Here is a 17,220-nt window from a genome sequence, read left to right as displayed (position 1 = left end):
CGCAGGGAACCGGTGGTGCAGCGCCGCGGGATCGGCGTTCAACCACAAGTACCACCTGCGCAACACGCGTGTCAGCAGTTGCTCTGAGTTGCTCGCGCGTCACGAATCGATGGCGCCGGTTGCCGCCTCGATCGGGGTGTTCTGCTGGAGGTGCAGCATCGCGTAGATGCCGTCGAGCGCCAGCAGTTCGTCGTGCGTGCCCTGCTCCACGATCCGACCGTGATCGAGCACGAAGATCACGTCGGCGTCGCGCACGGTGGAGAGCCGGTGCGCAATCGAGATCGTGGTGCGCCCCTGTGCGGCGGCGTCGAGCGCCGTCTGCACGACGCGTTCGGAGATGGAGTCGAGCGCACTCGTCGCTTCGTCGAGCACCAGGACCGGCGGGTCCTTGAGCATGACCCGCGCGATCGCGATGCGCTGCTTCTCGCCGCCGGACAGTCGGTAGCCGCGCTCCCCGACCACGGTGTCGTACCCGTCCGGGAACGAGGCGATCGTCTCGTGGATGTTCGCCGCGCGAGCAGCACGCTCGAGTTCCTCGTCCGTGGCGTCGGGTTTGGCGTACCGGAGGTTGTCGCCGATCGTTGCGTGGAACAGGTAGGTCTCCTGGCTGACGATCCCGACGTGCCGCATCAGGTCCTCGTGCTCGAGGTCACGGACGTCGGCGCCGGCGAACCGCACCGAGCCCTTCGTCGCCTCGTAGAGCCGCGGGACGAGGTACGAGACGGTGGTCTTGCCGGCGCCGGACGGCCCGACGAACGCGGCGAACTGCCCGGGTTCGAGCTCGAACGAGACCCCGCGGAGCGTCGGCTTGTCGGCTTCGCCGTCCGGGTAGGTGAACGTCACGTCGTCGAAGGCGACGTGACCCACGCGGGTCTCGTCGACCTTGCCGGCCGTCGGCGAGTCCGTGATCGCCGGCTTCAGGTCGAGGTACTCGAAGATGCGGGCGAACAGCGCGCCGGATGTCTGCAGGTCGAGGACGACGCGCAACAGCCCCACGGTCGGGAACAGCAGCCGAGACTGCACCGTCGTGAACGCGACGATCGTGCCGGCCGTGATCGGGACGCCGCCGAGGATCAGGTAGGCGGCGACGAGGTAGATGATCGCCGGGATGATCGACAGGAAGATCTGCACGATCGCGAAGAACCACTGGCCGGACATCTGCTGCCGGACCTGCAACGCGATCTGGTTGCGGTTCTCGTCGCCGTAGCGGTGGGTCTCGCTGCGCTGCTGGTTGAAGCTCTTGGCGAGCAGGATGCCCGAGACGCTCAGGGCTTCCTGCGTGATGGCGGTCATGTCGGAGAGCGACTCCTGCGTCTGCCCGGCGATCTTCGCCCGGACCTGACCGACCTTGCGCTGGGCGATGACCAGGAACGGCAGCAGGACGACCGCCACCAGGGTCATCTGCCAGCTCAGCAGGAGCATCGCGACCACCGCCGCGATCACCGTGACGGTGTTGCCGAGCACCGACGAGATCGTGTTGTTCAGCACGCTCGCGACGCCGCCGACGTCGTTCTGCAGGCGCGACTGGATCACCCCGGTCTTGGTACGGGTGAAGAAGGCGAGCTCCATCCGCTGCAGGTGGGCGAACAGGCGCATGCGCATCGCGCCCATCACCTTGTTGCCCACCGTCGCCGTGAGGTAGGTCTGCCACACGCCGACGCCGGCACTGGCGATCCACAGGACGACCATCGCGGTCACCAGCCAGAACAGCACCGGCAGGTCCGGCGTCCCCGACTTCGGGAACAGCCCGAGGTCGAACGCCTTCTGCGTCAGGAGCGGCGGGATCACGGAGAGCGCCGCCCCGATGAGCACGAGGACGACCGTGAAGACGATCGACCGACGGTGCGGGACGAAGAGTCCGGCGATGCGTCGCAGCAGGTGCGGGATCCGTGGCGCCTCGGCGTTGGCCGCCTTCTGTGCGTCGTAGTCCCCGCTCGAGATCCGGCCGCCGCGACCGCCACCGCCGCCGCCGCGCATCCCCGGCATGCTCATCGCGAGGTCCTTCCGCCCGGTGCCCACCGGACGGTGCGCTCACTCGAGCAAATGTATCCCCGGGCCCCGACGTCGGGACGCCGCTTGCACGGATCTGTGGAATTGACCCCCTTCCGGGCCCGTGCGAGCATGATCCGTCCCGTTCCCCGCACCACGAGGTCCCATGTCGTCCGCGCCGTCCCGCCCCGCAACGTCCCTGCGTCACCAGCTCGCGAGACGGAAGCCGATCGACCAACTGCAATCCGAGTCCGCGACGGGCGTCAACGGGGAGCCGCTGCGCCGGACGCTCGGGGTCTGGCACCTGACGATGATCAGCGTCGGGGCGACGCTCGGCACCGGCATCCTCGTCGTCCTCGGCACCGCGGTGCCGCTCGCCGGCCCCGCGGTGTGGATCTCCTTCGTGCTCGCCGGCGTCGCGGCGCTGCTGTCGGCGCTGTCCTACGCGGAGATGGCCGGCGCCGTCCCGACCTCCGGCTCCAGCTACTCGTACACCTACGCCACCATGGGCGAGGGGATCGCCTGGGTGTGCGGGTGGTGTCTGGTGCTCGAGTACGCCGTCTCGGTGGCGGCCGTCGCGGTCGGTGCGAGTGAGTACGTCGACGAGACCCTCAAGGTGTTCGGGCTGCACCTGCCGACCGCGCTGGCCGCTCCTCCCGGCGAGGGCGGACTGGTCAACCTGCCGGCGGCGGCGCTCGTGCTCATCGCCACCGCGATCCTGATCCCCGGTGCCCGCGAGAGCGCCTGGGTGAACACGCTGATGGTCGTCGTGAAGATCGCGCTGCTGGTGTTCTTCGTCGCCGTGGCCTTCACGGCGTTCCGGACCCAGAACTTCGAGCCGCTCGCCCCGATGGGAGCCGCGGGTGTGACCGCTGCGGCGTCACGACTGTTCTTCTCCTACATCGGGTTCGACGCCGCATCCACCGCGGGCGACGAGGCGAAGAACCCCCGCCGTGACCTCCCCCGCGCGATCATCGGGTCGATCGCGCTCATCACCGCGCTCTACATCCTCGTGGCCATCGCCGCGATCGGTGCCCGGCCGTGGACGTCGTTCTCGTCCACCGAGGCGTCCCTGGTCCGCATCGTCGTCGACGTGACCGGCCAACCGCTCGTCGCCCTCGTCTTCTCGATCGGTGCCGTCATCGCGATCGCGAGCGTCGTGCTGACGGTGCTCTACGGACAGACCCGCATCCTGCTGACCATGGCGCGCGACGGACTGGTCCCGCGGGTGTTCGGGCGGGTCTCGCGGCGCACGGGTACCCCGATCGCGAACACCCTGATCATCGGCATCGTCGTGACGATCGTCGCCGCCCTGGTACCGCTCGGCGAACTCGCCGACGCGACGAGCATCGGGACGCTCGTGGCGTTCGCGCTCGTGAACGTCTCGGTGATCATCCTGCGCCGGTCGCAGCCGGACCTCGAGCGGTCCTACCGGGTCCCCCTGTTCCCAGTCGTCCCGATCCTCGGTGCGCTCTGCTGCGTCCTGCTCGCCGTGTTCCTCGGCATCGGCACGTGGATCGCCTTCGGCATCTGGATGGTCGCCGGCGCCGCGCTCTACCTGCTCTACGGCCGCCGCCACAGCACCCTGTCCTGACCGCGGCGCCGCCGCGCGGCGCCGCCGCGCGGCCCTTCCGCGAAAGCGACAGGTTCCCGCCCGCATTCGGCGGCACCCTGTCGCTCGTGCGCACCGGACAATTCCACGATGTCGAAACGTGTCGCTTCGGCGTCACACGGAGACGTCACCGACATGGCACCCCCTGCTGCCGGAACAGCGCCCGGAGCCGCTCCGGCGCGACGAGGTGCGACCAAGTGACCCGAACGAACCGACGCACCTCGGCCCTCGCACGGAGGCGGTCCTCGCGACGCTTCTCGTCCCAGAGGACATCACGCGGGGCTCTCCCCGCGAGCATTGCGGGATCGTCGTACTTCTGACGGCCGTCGAACTCGACGACGATGCCCAGTCGTGGCAACCAGAAGTCGACGCGGTCGACGGTTCCGTCAGGCGCGACGAACTCGTGCTGGGGCTCGAGGTCGGGGCAGCCGAGTTCCGCTGCGCGGGCCGCGAGGTACGACTCACCGACGGACTCGTGTCGAACGTCCGCGATCTCGAGGGCGTGCTCGAGCCGCACCGATCCCCACGGACCGGTCTCCGCGGCGATCCGCTCGAGTTCCGCGGCCGACACGCCCCTTCGGAGTGCGTCGTCGATGACGACGACGGCCGCCGACAACGAACTCCGACGAGCGAGTTCCACGACCGTCCATGCGCGTGACGAGAACGGCACACCCCAGAACAGGCGCCCGTCTGCCCCGACGTGTCCGGCGTGCAGCGTCAGACCGACACGGTGGACGTCGTGGTCGAGCGACGGCACGACCGCACGGACCCGGTCCGGCCACGGATCGAGTCTGGGGAAGCCGAGGATCGCAGCCGCCGAGTCGAGCGCGAACAGGGCGCCTGGCCTCAGGAGCGGGATCACCGCCCGCATCCGGACGAGGTGCCGAGAACGACCGTCGAGCGCCTCCCACGGGTTGCGCTCGACGTACACACCGTGCCGTATCCGGACGAGTTCGTCGGCCGCACGTCGCCGCTGGAGATGTCGCGCTGCAGCACGGTCGAGCGAGGTGGTTCGGAAGAGGTCGATGTCACGAGCTGTGCACATACCCGCACGCTGTCGCCCTGGCGGACCGAGTTGGCGCGCTGTCCAGCGATCTGTGGACTGATCGTCCGCCCCGGACGATGTGGAGTCTGACGTCAACCCGACGCTGTGCCGCGTGGTCCCATTGTCACTGCCGCCGAAGCGACTTTCACCCGCAAGACTTCGGCGGCAGACTGTCGCTTTCGCGGAAGGACGCCGCCAGCCGCCCACGCGCCCGCCCCGCCTCCGCGCACGACGAAGGCCGCCACCCCGAGGGGCAGCGGCCTTCGTGACCGGATCGGTCGAACTTACGCGAGCTCGATCGTGGCGCCGGCGGCCTCGAGGGCCTCCTTCGCCTTGTCGGCCGTCTCCTTGTTCGCACCCTCGAGGATCTTCGCGTCGGCGGTCTCGACGAGCGCCTTGGCCTCGCCCAGGCCGAGCGACGTGAGGCCACGGACCTCCTTGATGACCTGGATCTTCTTGTCACCGGCGGACTTGAGGATGACGTCGAACTCGGTCTTCTCCTCAGCGGCCTCGGCCGGAGCGGCAGCGCCGGCCGGAGCGGCAGCGGCGACCGGGGCGGCCGCGGTGACCTCGAAGACCTCTTCGAACTTCTTCACGAAGTCCGAGAGCTCGATGAGCGTGAGCTCCTTGAAGGCCTCGATGAGCTCGTCCTGCGAAAGCTTCGCCATGATTTTCTCCTACTACTTACTGATGCGTGGTGTGGTTGTGGAACGCGAGCCTGATCAGGCCGCGGACTCCTGCTTCTCGCGGAGGGCGTCCACCGTGCGGACGGCCTGCGAGAGGGGTGCGTTGAACAGGTACGCAGCACCGAACAGCGAGGCCTTGAAGGCGCCGGCGAGCTTGCCGAGCAGAACTTCACGGGACTCGAGGTCGGCGAGCTTGTCCACCTCGGTCGCGGTGAGCGGGTTACCGTCGAAGTAACCGCCCTTCACCACGAGCTCGGGGTTCGCCTTGGCGAATGCACGCAGCGACTTCGCGACGGCGACGGTGTCACCGTGGACGAAGGCGAGAGCGGACGGACCGGCGAGCTCGTCGTCGAACGACGAGATGCCGGCGTTGTTCGCCGCGATCTTGGTCAGCGTGTTCTTCACCACGGCGTACGTGGCGTGCTCACGGATCGAGTTGCGGAGCTCCTTGAGCTGCGCGACCGTGAGACCGCGGTACTCGGTGAGCAGAACGGCGTTCGAGCTACGGAATGACTCCGTGAGCTCGGCGACCGCAGCTTCCTTGTTCGCCATGGTTCTCCTTGGGGTTCTTGCCGGTAGCCCCGGGTCCCGAACTGTGACGAACACATCAACTGTGACGAACACAGCCACTGTGACGAACACAGCCACCACATGAAAAAAGCTCCGGCGCAGAGGCTCGGAGCTGCTCCCCCGCGAACGGATGGAGAGGTTCTGAACACCTGCGCGGGTTGCCTCATGGATGAGGACCTTCGCTTGCTGCGCGAGCGCAGCAAGAACCGGCGGTCTTTGGCTTCGAGAACTGTACCAGATGCAGTGGTCGCCACCAAACACCGGACGGGAGGCTCGGTGCGGCCTGGCACCGGTCCTCCCGTCCGTCAGCTGGCGCGGTCCGACCCACAACGCCCGCCATGGAAAGCCGAATCGCGCGTAGGTGCTCGGAAAATCCGACCTCCTACGCGCGATTCGACCTCCTACGCGCGATTCGGCACGTCGGACCAGGCGCCAGCAGCACCAGCCGCGTCGGGCACCGGCTCCGCGGGCAGGTGCACCGTGAACACGGTGTTCCCCGGCTCGCTGGCCACGTCCACGGACCCGCCATGGGCCTGCACGACCGCGTCCACGATCGCGAGCCCGAGGCCCGTCGACCCGGCGGTGCGGGACCGCGAGCTGTCCGCACGGGCGAAGCGCTCGAACAGCTTCGGGAGGAACTCGGGGTCGATCCCCTGGCCGGTGTCCCGCACGGTCAGGTCGACCCCGCCCTGGACCGGAGCGATCCCCACGGTGATGCGGGTGCCGTCCGGCGTGTGGGTCCTGGCGTTCGTGACGAGGTTCACGATGACCTGGTGGAGCCTCGCGGCGTCACCGAGCACCACGACGGGCGACGACGGCACGTCCACGTCGATCGGGTGCTCAGGGGACGCGGCGTGGGCATCGTTCACGGCATCGAAGACCAGCCCGGTCAGGTCGACGTCGTCGAACTGGATCTCGCGGCCTTCGTCGAGCCGGGCGAGGAGCAGCAGGTCCTCGACCATCGAGGTCATCCGCACCGACTCCGACTCGATCCGGCTCATCGCGTAGACGACGTCCGGCGGCAGGTCCCCACCCATCCGCCGGGTGAGTTCGGCGTACCCGCGGACCGACGCCAGCGGGGTGCGCAGCTCGTGCGAGGCGTCCGCGACGAACTGCCGCACCTTCTGCTCCGAGCGCTCGCGGGCCTGCATGGCGCCGCCGATGTGCCCGAGCATGCGGTTGAACGCACTGCCGACACGGCCGACCTCGGTGCGGGGATCGGTGTCCGGCACCCGGACGCCGTCGAGGGCGTCGCTCCGCTCCAGGGGCATCCTGGCGACGGCCGAGGCGGTCTCGGCGACCCGCTCGAGCGGACGCAGCGATCGCCGGACGACCACCGCAGCGACGATCGACGCGGCGATCAGCGCGCCACCGACGACGACGATCACGACCCAGAGCAGTGACCACACGCTCTGGTAGACAGGCGACATCGGCAGACCGACCACGAGCACGGCGTCGTCGAGGTAGCCGTTGTCGACGCGGACGGCGGCGACCCGGTAGCTCCCGGTGCTGCCGAGGCCGATCGTCGCGGGTGCCACACCGACCTTCACCTGACCGAGTCGCTGCAACTGGTCCGTCGACAGGGACGTGGGCGACCCGTCGTCCTGGATGACGATGCCGCCGGCACGACCGTTGGTGAAGTAGTAGGCGGTCAGGGTCCCCGCCGCCTGCCCGGCCGGCCGCAGGACGTCGTCGCCGGGCGGCTGGTCGGTCTGGCCCTGCCCGAACTTGTTCGTGGCACGCTTCGTCGCGGTCTGCAGCTGCTGGTCGATCGCGCCGGTCTGGATCGAGGCGAGCGCGATGATGCTCCCGGCACCGATCACCGCGCTGACGGCGACGACCAGGGCGACGATGCTCAGGACGAGTCGACGGCGGAGGGTCACGGGAGTCTCAGGAGACGGGCTTGATGACGTAGCCCACGCCACGCACCGTGTGGATCATCGGCTGCTCGCCGGCGTCGATCTTCTTGCGCAGGTAGGAGATGTAGATCTCGACGACGGAGGACTTGCCGCCGAAGTCGTACGACCACACGCGGTCGAGGATCTGCGCCTTCGAGAGCACACGACGCGGGTTGCGCATCAGGAATCGGAGGAGCTCGAACTCGGTGGCGGTCAGCTCGATGGAACGGCCGGCGCGTGAGACCTCGTACGACTCCTCGTCGAGGACCAGGTCACCGACGACGATCCGCGAGTCGCCGGCCTCGGAGACGGAGATCTGCGAGCGGCGGATGAGTCCGCGGAGCCTGGCGACGACCTCCTCCAGCGAGAACGGCTTCGTGACGTAGTCGTCGCCGCCCGCGGTCAGGCCGGTGACCCGGTCCTCGACGGAGTCCTTCGCGGTGAGGAACAGCACCGGGGTGTCGTCGTTGTTCTGCCGGAGTCGGCTCAGCACCTGCAGACCGTCGAGGTCCGGCATCATCACGTCGAGCACCATCGCGTCCGGCTTGAACTCGCGCGCCTTGGCGAGCGCGTCCTGCCCGCCGTTCGCGCTCGTGACGTCCCAGCCCTCGTAGCGGAGGGCCATCGACAGGAGGTCGGTGAGGCTGGCCTCGTCGTCGACGACGAGGATGCGCAACGGCGAACCGTCGGCACGCGTGAGGCGCGGAGCTGCGGAGGGCTGGGAGATGGTCACGTCTTCGAGTATCGAGAGTTTCCTATGAAGCGTCTGAGACGGACCGAAGTGCCGTCTGTGGATGATCCGGCAGGGTTCCACGGGTGCCGCCCGTAGCGTCGAGGCATGATCCGTTCCACGGCATGGCCGACCGACGCGTCCGGCGTCGACACCGCGCGTCTCGAGGAGGCCGCCGGGAGGCTCGGCTCGTCCCCGGCGGACCGGCTCGCGTTCACCAGGTGGGTCGCCACCACCACCGCACCCCTGACCGCGGGCACGGCCGGTCCGGTGTTCGCCACGCTCGCCGCCGTCGCGGCCGCGGACGTCGCACTCGCCCGCACGGTCGAGCCGCACCTCGACGCGCTCGGGATCCTCGCGCAGGCCGGGGTCGACGTCCCCGAGGGATCCACGTGGGGCGTGTTCGCCGCCGAGGCACCGGGGCTGCGGCTCGAGATCGACGACGCCGGTGTCCTGACCGGGACGAAACCGTGGTGCTCACTGGCCTCGGTGCTCTCGCACGCGCTGGTCACGGCACACCGCGGCGACGAGCGGCAGTTGTTCGCCGTCGACCTGCGACATGCGGGCGTCACCACGCACGACGAGGCCTGGGTCGCGCGCGGGATGCCCGACGTGCCGAGCGGACCGGTGGACTTCGACGGGGTGCCGGCCGAGCCGGTCGGTGATCCCGGCTGGTACCTCGACCGGCCGGGGTTCGCGTGGGGCGGGATCGGCGTCGCGGCCTGCTGGTGGGGTGGTGCCGTGGGGCTCGCCCGGGTGCTCCGCGCACACGTCGCATCGCGCCCGGACGCCGAGCTGCTGCGGGTCGCGCTCGGCGCCGTCGTGGCGGACCTCGCCGACGCGGAGGACGCCATCGCCGGCGCCGCCGCAGCGATCGACGCCGAGCGGGACGAGGACTGGGCGCTCGTGGCGCAGACCGTCCGGTCGCGTGTCCGTCGTGCCGTGGACGACGTGCGCACACGGGTCGTCGGGGCGCTCGGTCCCGCGCCGCTGACGTCCGACCCGGCGATCGCCGCCCGCGTGGCCGACCTCGAGCTCTACGTCCTGCAGGACCACGGCGACCGGGACCTCGCGCGCATCGGCCGGATGGTCGTCGAGCGTGGCGGTGTCGCATGGTGAGCTTCGACCACCGGCAGCCCGGCACCGACCCAGCAGCCTGGTCGGCGTTCCTCGCCTCCGTCCCCGCCGGTGCGGTCGACGTCGCCGCGTACGCGTCCGTCGTGGTCGTCGCGCCGCACCCCGACGACGAGACGCTCGGTGCCGGCGGTCTCATCGCGACCGCAGCGGACGCCGGTGTCCCCGTGCACGTCGTCCTGGTGTCGCTCGGCGAGGGGTCGCACCCGGACTCCCCCACCACGACGGCCGCCGAACTCGCCGACACCCGTGCGTCGGAGTTCCGGGCGGCGCTCGGGACCCTCCACCCGTCCGTCACGTCGGAGTTCCTCGGGGTGCCGGACGTCGGCCTCCGCGAGCAGCCCGACACGCTGCGCGACGCACTCGTCGCCCGACTCGACGCCGCACCGGCACGGACGCTCCTCGTCGCACCGTGGAGCGGGGACGGGCATCGTGACCACCGGGTCGCCGGCGAGGTCGCCGAGGCCGTCGTGCACGATCGGGACGACGTCGACCTGCTGTCCTACCCGATCTGGGCGTGGCACTGGGACGACCCGACCGCGTCGGCGGCGCCGTGGGGCGAGGCCCGGGCCCTGGCGTTGTCCGCGGCCGTGCTCGACCGGAAGCGCCGTGCCCTCGCCGCGTACCGATCGCAGGTGGAGCGGCTCTCGCCGGCGCCCGGCGACGAGGCGATCGTGGACGACCGGCACGCGGAGCACCACCTGACCCCGACGGAGTGGTCCTTCGGGGTGGCGCGGTCGCGGTCGCGCGAGTCGTTCGACGCCCACTACGCACGGAAGCCGGAGGGGTGGGACTTCGACGGCTCCTGGTACGAGCGACGCAAGCGCGCCGTGACCCTGTCGGCGTTGCCCCGGGAGCGCTACCGGTCCGCGCTCGAGATCGGCTGCGCGACCGGTGTGCTCACCGCGGCGCTGACCGAGCGGGCCGACGACGTCCTCGGCACCGACATCGCCGCAGCACCCCTCGAACGAGCACGAACACGGGCCCCTCGCGCACGGTTCCTGCAGGCGGCGCTGCCGGACGAGTGGCCGGCGGGGACGTGGGACCTCGTGGTCATGTCCGAGGTCGGCTACTACCTCTCCCCGGCTGACCTCGACCGGACGATCGACCTCGTGCTGGACTCCCTCGCCGACGACGGTGTCCTCGTCGCCTGCCACTGGCGACACCCGGACGACGAAGCGGTCTCGAGCGGCGACCTCGTGGACGAACGACTCCGCGTACGCTGGCCACGTCCAGCGCTCGTCCGGCACGTCGAGGACGACTTCGTGCTGACGGTCATGCCCGGTGCCGACGTCCGCTCGGTCGCGCGCGACGACGGGCTCGTCCGGTGACCGGCCGCATCGACATCGTCGTGCCCGCCCACGACGAGGAGGACCGCCTCGCCGCCTGCCTCGACGCGCTCCGCACCGCGACGAGTCGGCTCGCAGCGGAACGCCCGGACGTCTCGGTCGGTGTGACCGTCGTACTGGACGGGTGCACGGACGGCAGCGCGGCGATCGCACGGTCGTACGACGTCGCGGTCATCGAGACGCCGCACGTCGGTGTCGGGCGAGCCAGGTCCCTCGGCGTCGCGCACGCCGTGCGGGCTGCCGGGGACCCGGACGCCGTCACGCACTGGCTCGCCCACACCGATGCCGACTCCCGGGTCGACGCCTCGTGGCTCGTTCAGCAGGCCGACGCGCTCGCCCGTGGGGCGCACGTGCTCGTCGGTGCCGTCGTCCCGGACCCGGACGACCTGGACCCCGTCGTCCTCGACCGCTGGACCTCGGCACACCCGCCCGGTGCCGCCCTCGGTCACGTGCACGGCGCCAACCTCGGGGTGCTCGCCGCCGCGTACCGCGTGCTCGGCGGCTTCGACCCGGTCCCCGAGCACGAGGACGTCCGCCTGGTCGAGCGTGCCCGCGCCCTCGGACTCCGCGTCGACGCGACGATCGAGGCGCCGGTCGTGACGAGCGGACGATTCGCCGGTCGGACGCCTGGCGGGTACGCCGAACACCTCCGCCAGACCTACGGCGACGCGTCCTGAGCGGCACTTAGACACCTCTTAGGGACGCGATGGCCCGGCCACAACCACCGTCCGTACGTTCTCCTCATTCCCGCACCGGCCCCACCGGTCACACCCCCGAGGAGAACCATGTTCCTGACCTACCTCAGGCGCGAGCTCACGAACCGCAAGAAACAGACCGTCATCATCGCGATCGGCATGGCGCTCGCCATCGCACTCGTGGTCATCGTCTCCTCGATCTCGAGCGGCGTGAAGACCGCGCAGTCGAGCGTCCTGCAGTCGGTGTACGGCGTCGGCACCGACATCACCGTGTCGAAGACCGCGACGCCGTCGTCGAGCGGCGGACGGCCGAGCTTCGACTTCGGCGGACAGGACTCGTCCGGCTCCAGCGGCAGCACGAACCTCTCGCAGTCGCGGCTCTCCGTCTCCCCCGGCACGAGCACGCTGTCCGCGGCGAACCTGAAGACCGTGACCGCGACCGACGGCGTCAAGGCGGCGACCGGTGTCCTCACGCTGCAGAACAGCACGTTCTCCGGGACCGTCCAGCAGCAGGACTCGAGCAGCGACAGCAGCAGCAGCAGCAGCAGCAGTGGGACCAGCACCCAGCAGGGACCCCCGAGCGGCGGAGGTGGTGGTGGCTTCGGTGGCGGCTCGTTCGACGTCGACTCGTTCAGCGTCACCGGCATCCCGGTGTCCGGCGACGCGGTCGGTCCGCTGACGAGCACCGAGATCACGAAGGGCCGCACCTTCGCGGCGAAGGACGCCGGCAAGGACGTCGTCGTCCTCGACGCGAGCTACGCGAAGAGCGAGTCGAAGGCCGTCGGGGACACGCTCGACATCGGCGGGACGACGTTCACCGTCATCGGCATCGTCTCGTCCACCGGCTCCGCGAGCACCACCGGGTCGAACACGTACATCCCGTTGGACACCGCACAGTCCCTGGCCGACCTCGACGGCAAGGTCACCTCGATCTACGTCTCGGCCGAGTCGTCCTCCGACGTCAGCACCATCAAGACGGCACTGCAGGAGAAGCTGACGAGCGCGACCGTCTCGACCGAGTCCGACCTGGCATCGAGCGTCTCCGGCTCGCTCGCCACCGCGTCGAACCTGGTCGCCAACCTCGGCACCTGGCTGTCTATCCTGGTGCTGGCAGCGGCGTTCCTCATCGCCGTCCTCTTCACGATCTCCGGCGTCACCCGACGCACCCGTGAGTTCGGCACCCTGAAGGCCATCGGCTGGTCGAACGGCCGCATCACCCGGCAGGTCGCCGGCGAGTCCCTCGTCCAGGGCCTCATCGGCGGCGTCATCGGTGCGGTGGCCGGTCTGATCGGGATCCTCGTGGTCAACGTCATCGCGCCGACGATCTCGGCGAGCGCCTCGACGAGCACCCGCGGTGCAGGCGGAGGCGGCGGGATGCCCGGCGGCGCGGCGACCGCGGCAGCCGGTAGCGGCACCACTGGCGGAGCCCCCGCCGGCGGGTTCGGCGGCGGCGGAGCGAGCACCGCCTCGACGACCGACGTCGTCCTGCACGCCCCCGTGACGGTCGAGGTGATCCTGCTCGCGATCGGCCTGGCGATCCTCGGTGGCCTCATCGCCGGTGCCCTCGGTGGCTGGCGTGCGAGCCGGCTCCGTCCGGCCGAGGCCCTGCGGAGCGTGGCCTGATGACCGACGACACCGCCGCGACCGAGACCGGCGCGACCGACACGACCGAACCGACGACAGGAGCACCCGTGACCACCACCGAGACCGCAGCGCCCACGGCGGACGCGACCCGTGCCTCCAGTCCGATGTACCGGCTCAGCAACGTGAGCAAGACCTACAAGCAGAAGAACCGCACCGTCACCGCCCTGACGAACGTCGACCTGACCATCCCACAGGGGCAGCTCGTCGCGATCCAGGGGCCGACGGGCGGTGGCAAGTCGACGCTGCTGCAGATGCTCGGCGCGCTCGACCGGCCGAGTGCCGGATCGGTGCTCCTCGGCGAGCGCGACGTCGCGAAGCTCGGGGACGGCGCGCTGACGAACGTCCGTGCGACGGAGATCGGGTTCGTGTTCCAGAGCTTCAACCTCATCCCGACACTGACGGCGCTCGAGAACGTGGAGACCGCGTTCGCGGGGTCGCTCGCGAACCGGGCACGATCGGAGATCCGGGCGCGCGCGACGGCCGCGCTCCAGGAGGTCGGCCTCGGTGAGCGCCTCGACCACCTGCCGGCCGAGCTCTCCGGCGGGCAGCAGCAGCGCGTGGCGATCGCCCGGGCGCTGGTGAAGAACCCGAGCGTCCTGCTCGCTGACGAACCGACGGGCGCGCTCGACGAGGGCACCCGTGACGAGATCATGGGGCTCATCGAGCGGCAGTGGAAGGACCGCGGCCTGACGGTCGTGATCGTCACGCACGACTCGTGGGTCGCCAAGCGAGCGGAGCGCCGCCTGCACATCAAGCAGGGTCAGGTCCGCGAGGCGTAGGGGTCGACGCCGGCCTGCTCGCGTCGCACCTCGTTGCGGACATCGCGCCCTGCCGTGGCGGGGCGCGATGTCCGTCGCGGGGTGCGGTGCCGATCAGACGACGGGGTAGTCGCAGTACGCGAACCAGGTCGAGTCCGGCGACCACGGCGGCACGTTGACCGTTCCCTGCCCGCCATCGAGCGTCACCAGGCTCTCGGGCACCGGCATCATGCGGGCGCCACGCACGAGGACACCGGGCAGGAGCCGGAGCTCGACACGATGGTCCGCCGGGTGTCCCTGCACGCCGGGCTCGTACGACAGGTACAGCAGGTGCGCGCCGTCCGGCGACACGTGCGGGAACCAGTTCACCCGGTCGTCGTTCGTGATCCGCACGGGCTCGGTCGCGCCGGGCCACAGGGCGACGAGCTGGGCCGTCCCCGGGCTGAAGCGCTCCGAGTTCCAGACGAGCATCTCTCCCGCGTAGGAGACGCCGTCGTCCGGGTGCTCGTCCCGGGTCAGGAAGGTCGGCTCTCCCGACGCGACGTCGACGAGCGCGACGTCGGTCGTCCAGACGCCGTCCTCGCTGCGCTCCCCCACGATCGCCGCGAGCGCCCCACCATCGGGTGCGATGCCGTGCAGGTAGTACTTCCGGACGACGGGCAGGGCGTCGGCCGCGTGGGTGAGGGGCGCCGACGCTCCCCCGTTGGGCAGCGGGATGCGGTAGAGATCCCCGTCGCGACTGCTCACCACGACGGACTTCCCCGAGGGGTCGAGGACGTGGTCGTTGTTGATCTCGGGGACGCCGGGCATCGGGACCCGTTCGAGTGCGCTCTCGTCGAGGACGGTGTCGGCGTCCGGGATCCGCAGCAGCCAGAGGTCCCCGTCGCCGTTCAGCACCAGGGTCCGGTCGTCGAGGACGTTCGGTGCCTCGACGAGGACGGTGGCGCTCTCGAACACGAGTCTCGGTTCGCGCCGGTCGACGTCGTACACGTGCACCCGGCTGGTCTGTCCGGGCAGCAGCTGCCGCCCGCGTGCGTCTGTCATGCGTCCATCCTGCCGCGCTGCGCGCCGCTCGTCCCGTCCCGTCCCGTGCCGTCCCGTCCCTCACGCGAAAGCGACAGATCCCGGGCAACTTCTGCCCGGGATCTGTCGCTTTCGCGGAAGGGAGCGTGCTGGTCCGCCTACTTCACCGCACCGGCGGTCAGGCCGGCGACGAACTGGCGCTGGACGATGAGGAACGCGATGACGACCGGGATGCTCACGACGAGGCTCGCCGCCATGATCTGGTTCCAGTACACGTTGGTCTGCGTCGAGTACTGCTGCAGACCGACCGCGAGCGTCTGCCCGTTGCCGTTCGTCATGACGGAGGCGAAGAGGACCTCGCCCCATGCCGTCATGAACGAGTAGATGCCGACCGCGACGAGACCCGGGCGGGCCGACGGCAGGATGATCCGGAACAGCGCACCCATCGGGCCGGAACCGTCGACCATCGCGGCCTCGTCGAGTTCACGCGGGATGGTCTCGAAGTACCCGGCGAGCATCCAGATCGAGAACGGGAGCGTGAACGTCAGGTAGGTGATGATCAGACCGGTCCAGCTGCCGACGAGCTGGATCCCGAGCGAGTTCCCGAGGTTCGTGAAGATGAGGAACAGCGGGAGCAGGAACAGCACACCGGGGAACATCTGGGTGGAGAGCACCGCGGTCGTGAAGGTGCTCTTGCCCCTGAAGTTCCACCGCGACACCGCGTAGGCGGCGAACGTGGCGATGATGAGCGAGAACACCGTCGCGACCGTGCAGACCACGAGCGAGTTGATGAAGTACTGCCCCAGCGGCACCGTCGACCACATGTCGATGAACGGCTGGAAGGTGATGTTGGTCGGGATCCACGTGAAGTCGTTCTGCACGTCACCGAGCGGCTTGATGGCCGTGGTGATCATCACGTAGAGCGGCACGACCGTGAAGACGGTCAGGAGTGCCAGGACGATGATCTTGAAGGACTTTGCGCCCACTGTTTCACGCACGGACGGACCTCCGGTTGGTCACGGCGAGGTAGATGCCGGTGACGACGAGCAGGAAGAGGAGGAGCAGGACGCTCATCGCAGCACCGGAACCGAAGTTCCAGGTGATGAACGAGGCGTTGTAGATGTGGAAGCTGAGCAGGTCGGCCGCCGGGGGCTGTGCCGTCGAGCCGAACAGCACGTACGGCGTGTTGAAGTCGTTGAAGGTCCAGAGGCACATCACGAGCACGAGCGTCACGTTGACCGGGCGGACCATCGGGAGCGTGATCGAGCGCCACTGCCGGAAGGGCTTCGCACCGTCGACCGAGGCTGCCTCGTACACGTCGGCGGGGACGGACTGCAGACCGGCCATCAGCATCAGGAACGCGAACGGCCAGGTCTTCCAGATCGCCACGACCACGACGGCCACGAAGGCGTTGTTGCCGATGAGCCAGAACGGCCCGCTTCCGCTGACCAGGTGGAGCTGGTCGACCAGGATGTGGTTGATCGCACCCGAGTCACGCTGGAACATGAACTTCCACGTGATCACGCCGGCGTACATCGGCAGCGCGTACGGCACGAGGAACAGGGTGCGGAACAGCCCGCGACCCTTGAACGGCTTCTGCAGCGCGACCGCCGCCATCATGCCGAAGCCCCACGAGAGGCCGACGACGAGGATCGTGAACGCCACGGTGATCAGGAACGAGTTGAGCAGTCCCTTGCCGATCGCCTGGTTGAAGTCGACGGCCACCTGGTAGTTGTGCAGGCCGGCCCACGGCGCGGCGCCCCAGTTCGCGATGAAGTACTTGGTGAGCTGGACGAAGCTGATCCAGATGCCAGTGAGCATCGGCACGATGTGGATCAGGAGCTCGAAGAGGATCGCGGGACCGACGAGCGCGTAGGGCAGCCACTGGAAGCGGCTCTTCTTCCCCTTGTGCGGAGGACGCGACAGGGTCGGCGCCTTCGTGTGCGTCAGGTCGATGGCCTCGGAGTCGGGCAGGACCGTCGTGGACATGGGCAGGGCCTTTCGGCTGAGGAGGGTTCGGGTGCTGCGCCGGCCGTGGCAGCGGCCGGTGGAGGTGAGGGGGTGGAGGCCCGGGGCGGCCTTGCGGA

15 protein-coding genes are annotated in these 17,220 nt (G+C 69.7%); 6 read left to right on the top strand and 9 right to left on the bottom strand.

Annotation, left to right across the window (positions count from 1 at the left end; genetic code table 11):
- Positions 1-99: 99 nt before the first annotated feature.
- Positions 100-1,986 (bottom strand): ABC transporter ATP-binding protein, encoded by a 1,887-nt coding sequence (locus tag ACIPJ2_RS15720; RefSeq protein ID WP_402729720.1) that lies wholly within the window; start codon positions 1,984-1,986, stop codon positions 100-102.
- Between the two features lie 169 nt (positions 1,987-2,155).
- On the opposite strand from ACIPJ2_RS15720, the gene ACIPJ2_RS15715 reads away from it, so the two are divergent.
- The gene (locus tag ACIPJ2_RS15715; RefSeq protein ID WP_402729586.1) at positions 2,156-3,583 is read left to right on the top strand and encodes an amino acid permease; all 1,428 of its coding nucleotides are present in this window, start codon (positions 2,156-2,158) and stop codon (positions 3,581-3,583) included.
- A gap of 145 nt (positions 3,584-3,728) precedes the next feature.
- On the opposite strand, the gene ACIPJ2_RS15710 is transcribed toward ACIPJ2_RS15715, so the two are convergent.
- The 5 genes from ACIPJ2_RS15710 to ACIPJ2_RS15690 form a co-directional block, all read right to left on the bottom strand.
- The gene (locus ACIPJ2_RS15710) at positions 3,729-4,646 is read right to left on the bottom strand and encodes a hypothetical protein (RefSeq protein ID WP_402729585.1); all 918 of its coding nucleotides are present in this window, start codon (positions 4,644-4,646) and stop codon (positions 3,729-3,731) included.
- A gap of 284 nt (positions 4,647-4,930) precedes the next feature.
- Positions 4,931-5,314 carry a 50S ribosomal protein L7/L12 gene (gene rplL, locus ACIPJ2_RS15705; RefSeq protein ID WP_281265111.1) on the bottom strand — a complete coding sequence of 128 codons (384 nt, stop codon included), beginning with the start codon at positions 5,312-5,314 and terminating at the stop codon, positions 4,931-4,933.
- 54 nt (positions 5,315-5,368) lie between these two features.
- The gene (rplJ, locus tag ACIPJ2_RS15700) at positions 5,369-5,884 is read right to left on the bottom strand and encodes a 50S ribosomal protein L10 (protein ID WP_123655473.1); all 516 of its coding nucleotides are present in this window, start codon (positions 5,882-5,884) and stop codon (positions 5,369-5,371) included.
- Between the two features lie 419 nt (positions 5,885-6,303).
- Entirely contained in the window at positions 6,304-7,785 is a 1,482-nt protein-coding gene (locus ACIPJ2_RS15695; RefSeq protein WP_281265112.1) for a cell wall metabolism sensor histidine kinase WalK, read from the bottom strand.
- A 7-nt stretch (positions 7,786-7,792) separates the two neighbouring features.
- Complete coding sequence (locus tag ACIPJ2_RS15690) at positions 7,793-8,533, bottom strand: response regulator transcription factor (RefSeq protein WP_281265113.1); 741 nt, start codon at positions 8,531-8,533, stop codon at positions 7,793-7,795.
- A gap of 105 nt (positions 8,534-8,638) precedes the next feature.
- Between ACIPJ2_RS15690 and ACIPJ2_RS15685 the strand changes: the two genes are divergently transcribed.
- The 5 genes from ACIPJ2_RS15685 to ACIPJ2_RS15665 all read left to right on the top strand — a co-directional run bounded on the left by ACIPJ2_RS15685 (position 8,639) and on the right by ACIPJ2_RS15665 (position 14,131).
- Complete coding sequence (locus ACIPJ2_RS15685; protein WP_402729584.1) at positions 8,639-9,649, top strand: acyl-CoA dehydrogenase; 1,011 nt, start codon at positions 8,639-8,641, stop codon at positions 9,647-9,649.
- Entirely contained in the window at positions 9,643-10,995 is a 1,353-nt protein-coding gene (locus tag ACIPJ2_RS15680; protein ID WP_402729583.1) for a PIG-L family deacetylase, read from the top strand. Before ACIPJ2_RS15685 ends, ACIPJ2_RS15680 begins: the two co-directional genes overlap by 7 nt.
- Positions 10,992-11,690, top strand: coding sequence for a glycosyltransferase (locus ACIPJ2_RS15675; RefSeq protein ID WP_402729582.1), 699 nt, complete (start codon positions 10,992-10,994; stop codon positions 11,688-11,690). Before ACIPJ2_RS15680 ends, ACIPJ2_RS15675 begins: the two co-directional genes overlap by 4 nt.
- Positions 11,691-11,798: 108 nt before the next feature.
- Positions 11,799-13,331, top strand: coding sequence for an ABC transporter permease (locus tag ACIPJ2_RS15670; RefSeq protein WP_402729581.1), 1,533 nt, complete (start codon positions 11,799-11,801; stop codon positions 13,329-13,331).
- A gap of 125 nt (positions 13,332-13,456) precedes the next feature.
- Entirely contained in the window at positions 13,457-14,131 is a 675-nt protein-coding gene (locus ACIPJ2_RS15665; RefSeq protein WP_402729719.1) for an ABC transporter ATP-binding protein, read from the top strand.
- A 93-nt stretch (positions 14,132-14,224) separates the two neighbouring features.
- On the opposite strand, the gene ACIPJ2_RS15660 is transcribed toward ACIPJ2_RS15665, so the two are convergent.
- The 3 genes from ACIPJ2_RS15660 to ACIPJ2_RS15650 all read right to left on the bottom strand — a co-directional run bounded on the left by ACIPJ2_RS15660 (position 14,225) and on the right by ACIPJ2_RS15650 (position 17,122).
- Positions 14,225-15,154 (bottom strand): TolB family protein, encoded by a 930-nt coding sequence (locus ACIPJ2_RS15660; protein WP_402729580.1) that lies wholly within the window; start codon positions 15,152-15,154, stop codon positions 14,225-14,227.
- A gap of 137 nt (positions 15,155-15,291) precedes the next feature.
- The gene (locus ACIPJ2_RS15655; protein ID WP_402729579.1) at positions 15,292-16,131 is read right to left on the bottom strand and encodes a carbohydrate ABC transporter permease; all 840 of its coding nucleotides are present in this window, start codon (positions 16,129-16,131) and stop codon (positions 15,292-15,294) included.
- Positions 16,124-17,122: a carbohydrate ABC transporter permease gene (locus ACIPJ2_RS15650; RefSeq protein WP_402729578.1), complete on the bottom strand. Its 999-nt coding sequence runs from the start codon at positions 17,120-17,122 to the stop codon at positions 16,124-16,126. The genes ACIPJ2_RS15655 and ACIPJ2_RS15650 overlap by 8 nt, the downstream gene beginning before the upstream one ends.
- Positions 17,123-17,220 lie beyond the last annotated feature (98 nt).

Origin of the sequence: Curtobacterium sp. NPDC090217 (assembly GCF_044746705.1) — a bacterium.
Classification (GTDB): domain Bacteria; phylum Actinomycetota; class Actinomycetes; order Actinomycetales; family Microbacteriaceae; genus Curtobacterium.
The sequence above is the reverse complement of the archived record's forward strand: the minus strand, read 5'-3'. Positions and strand labels throughout refer to the sequence as shown.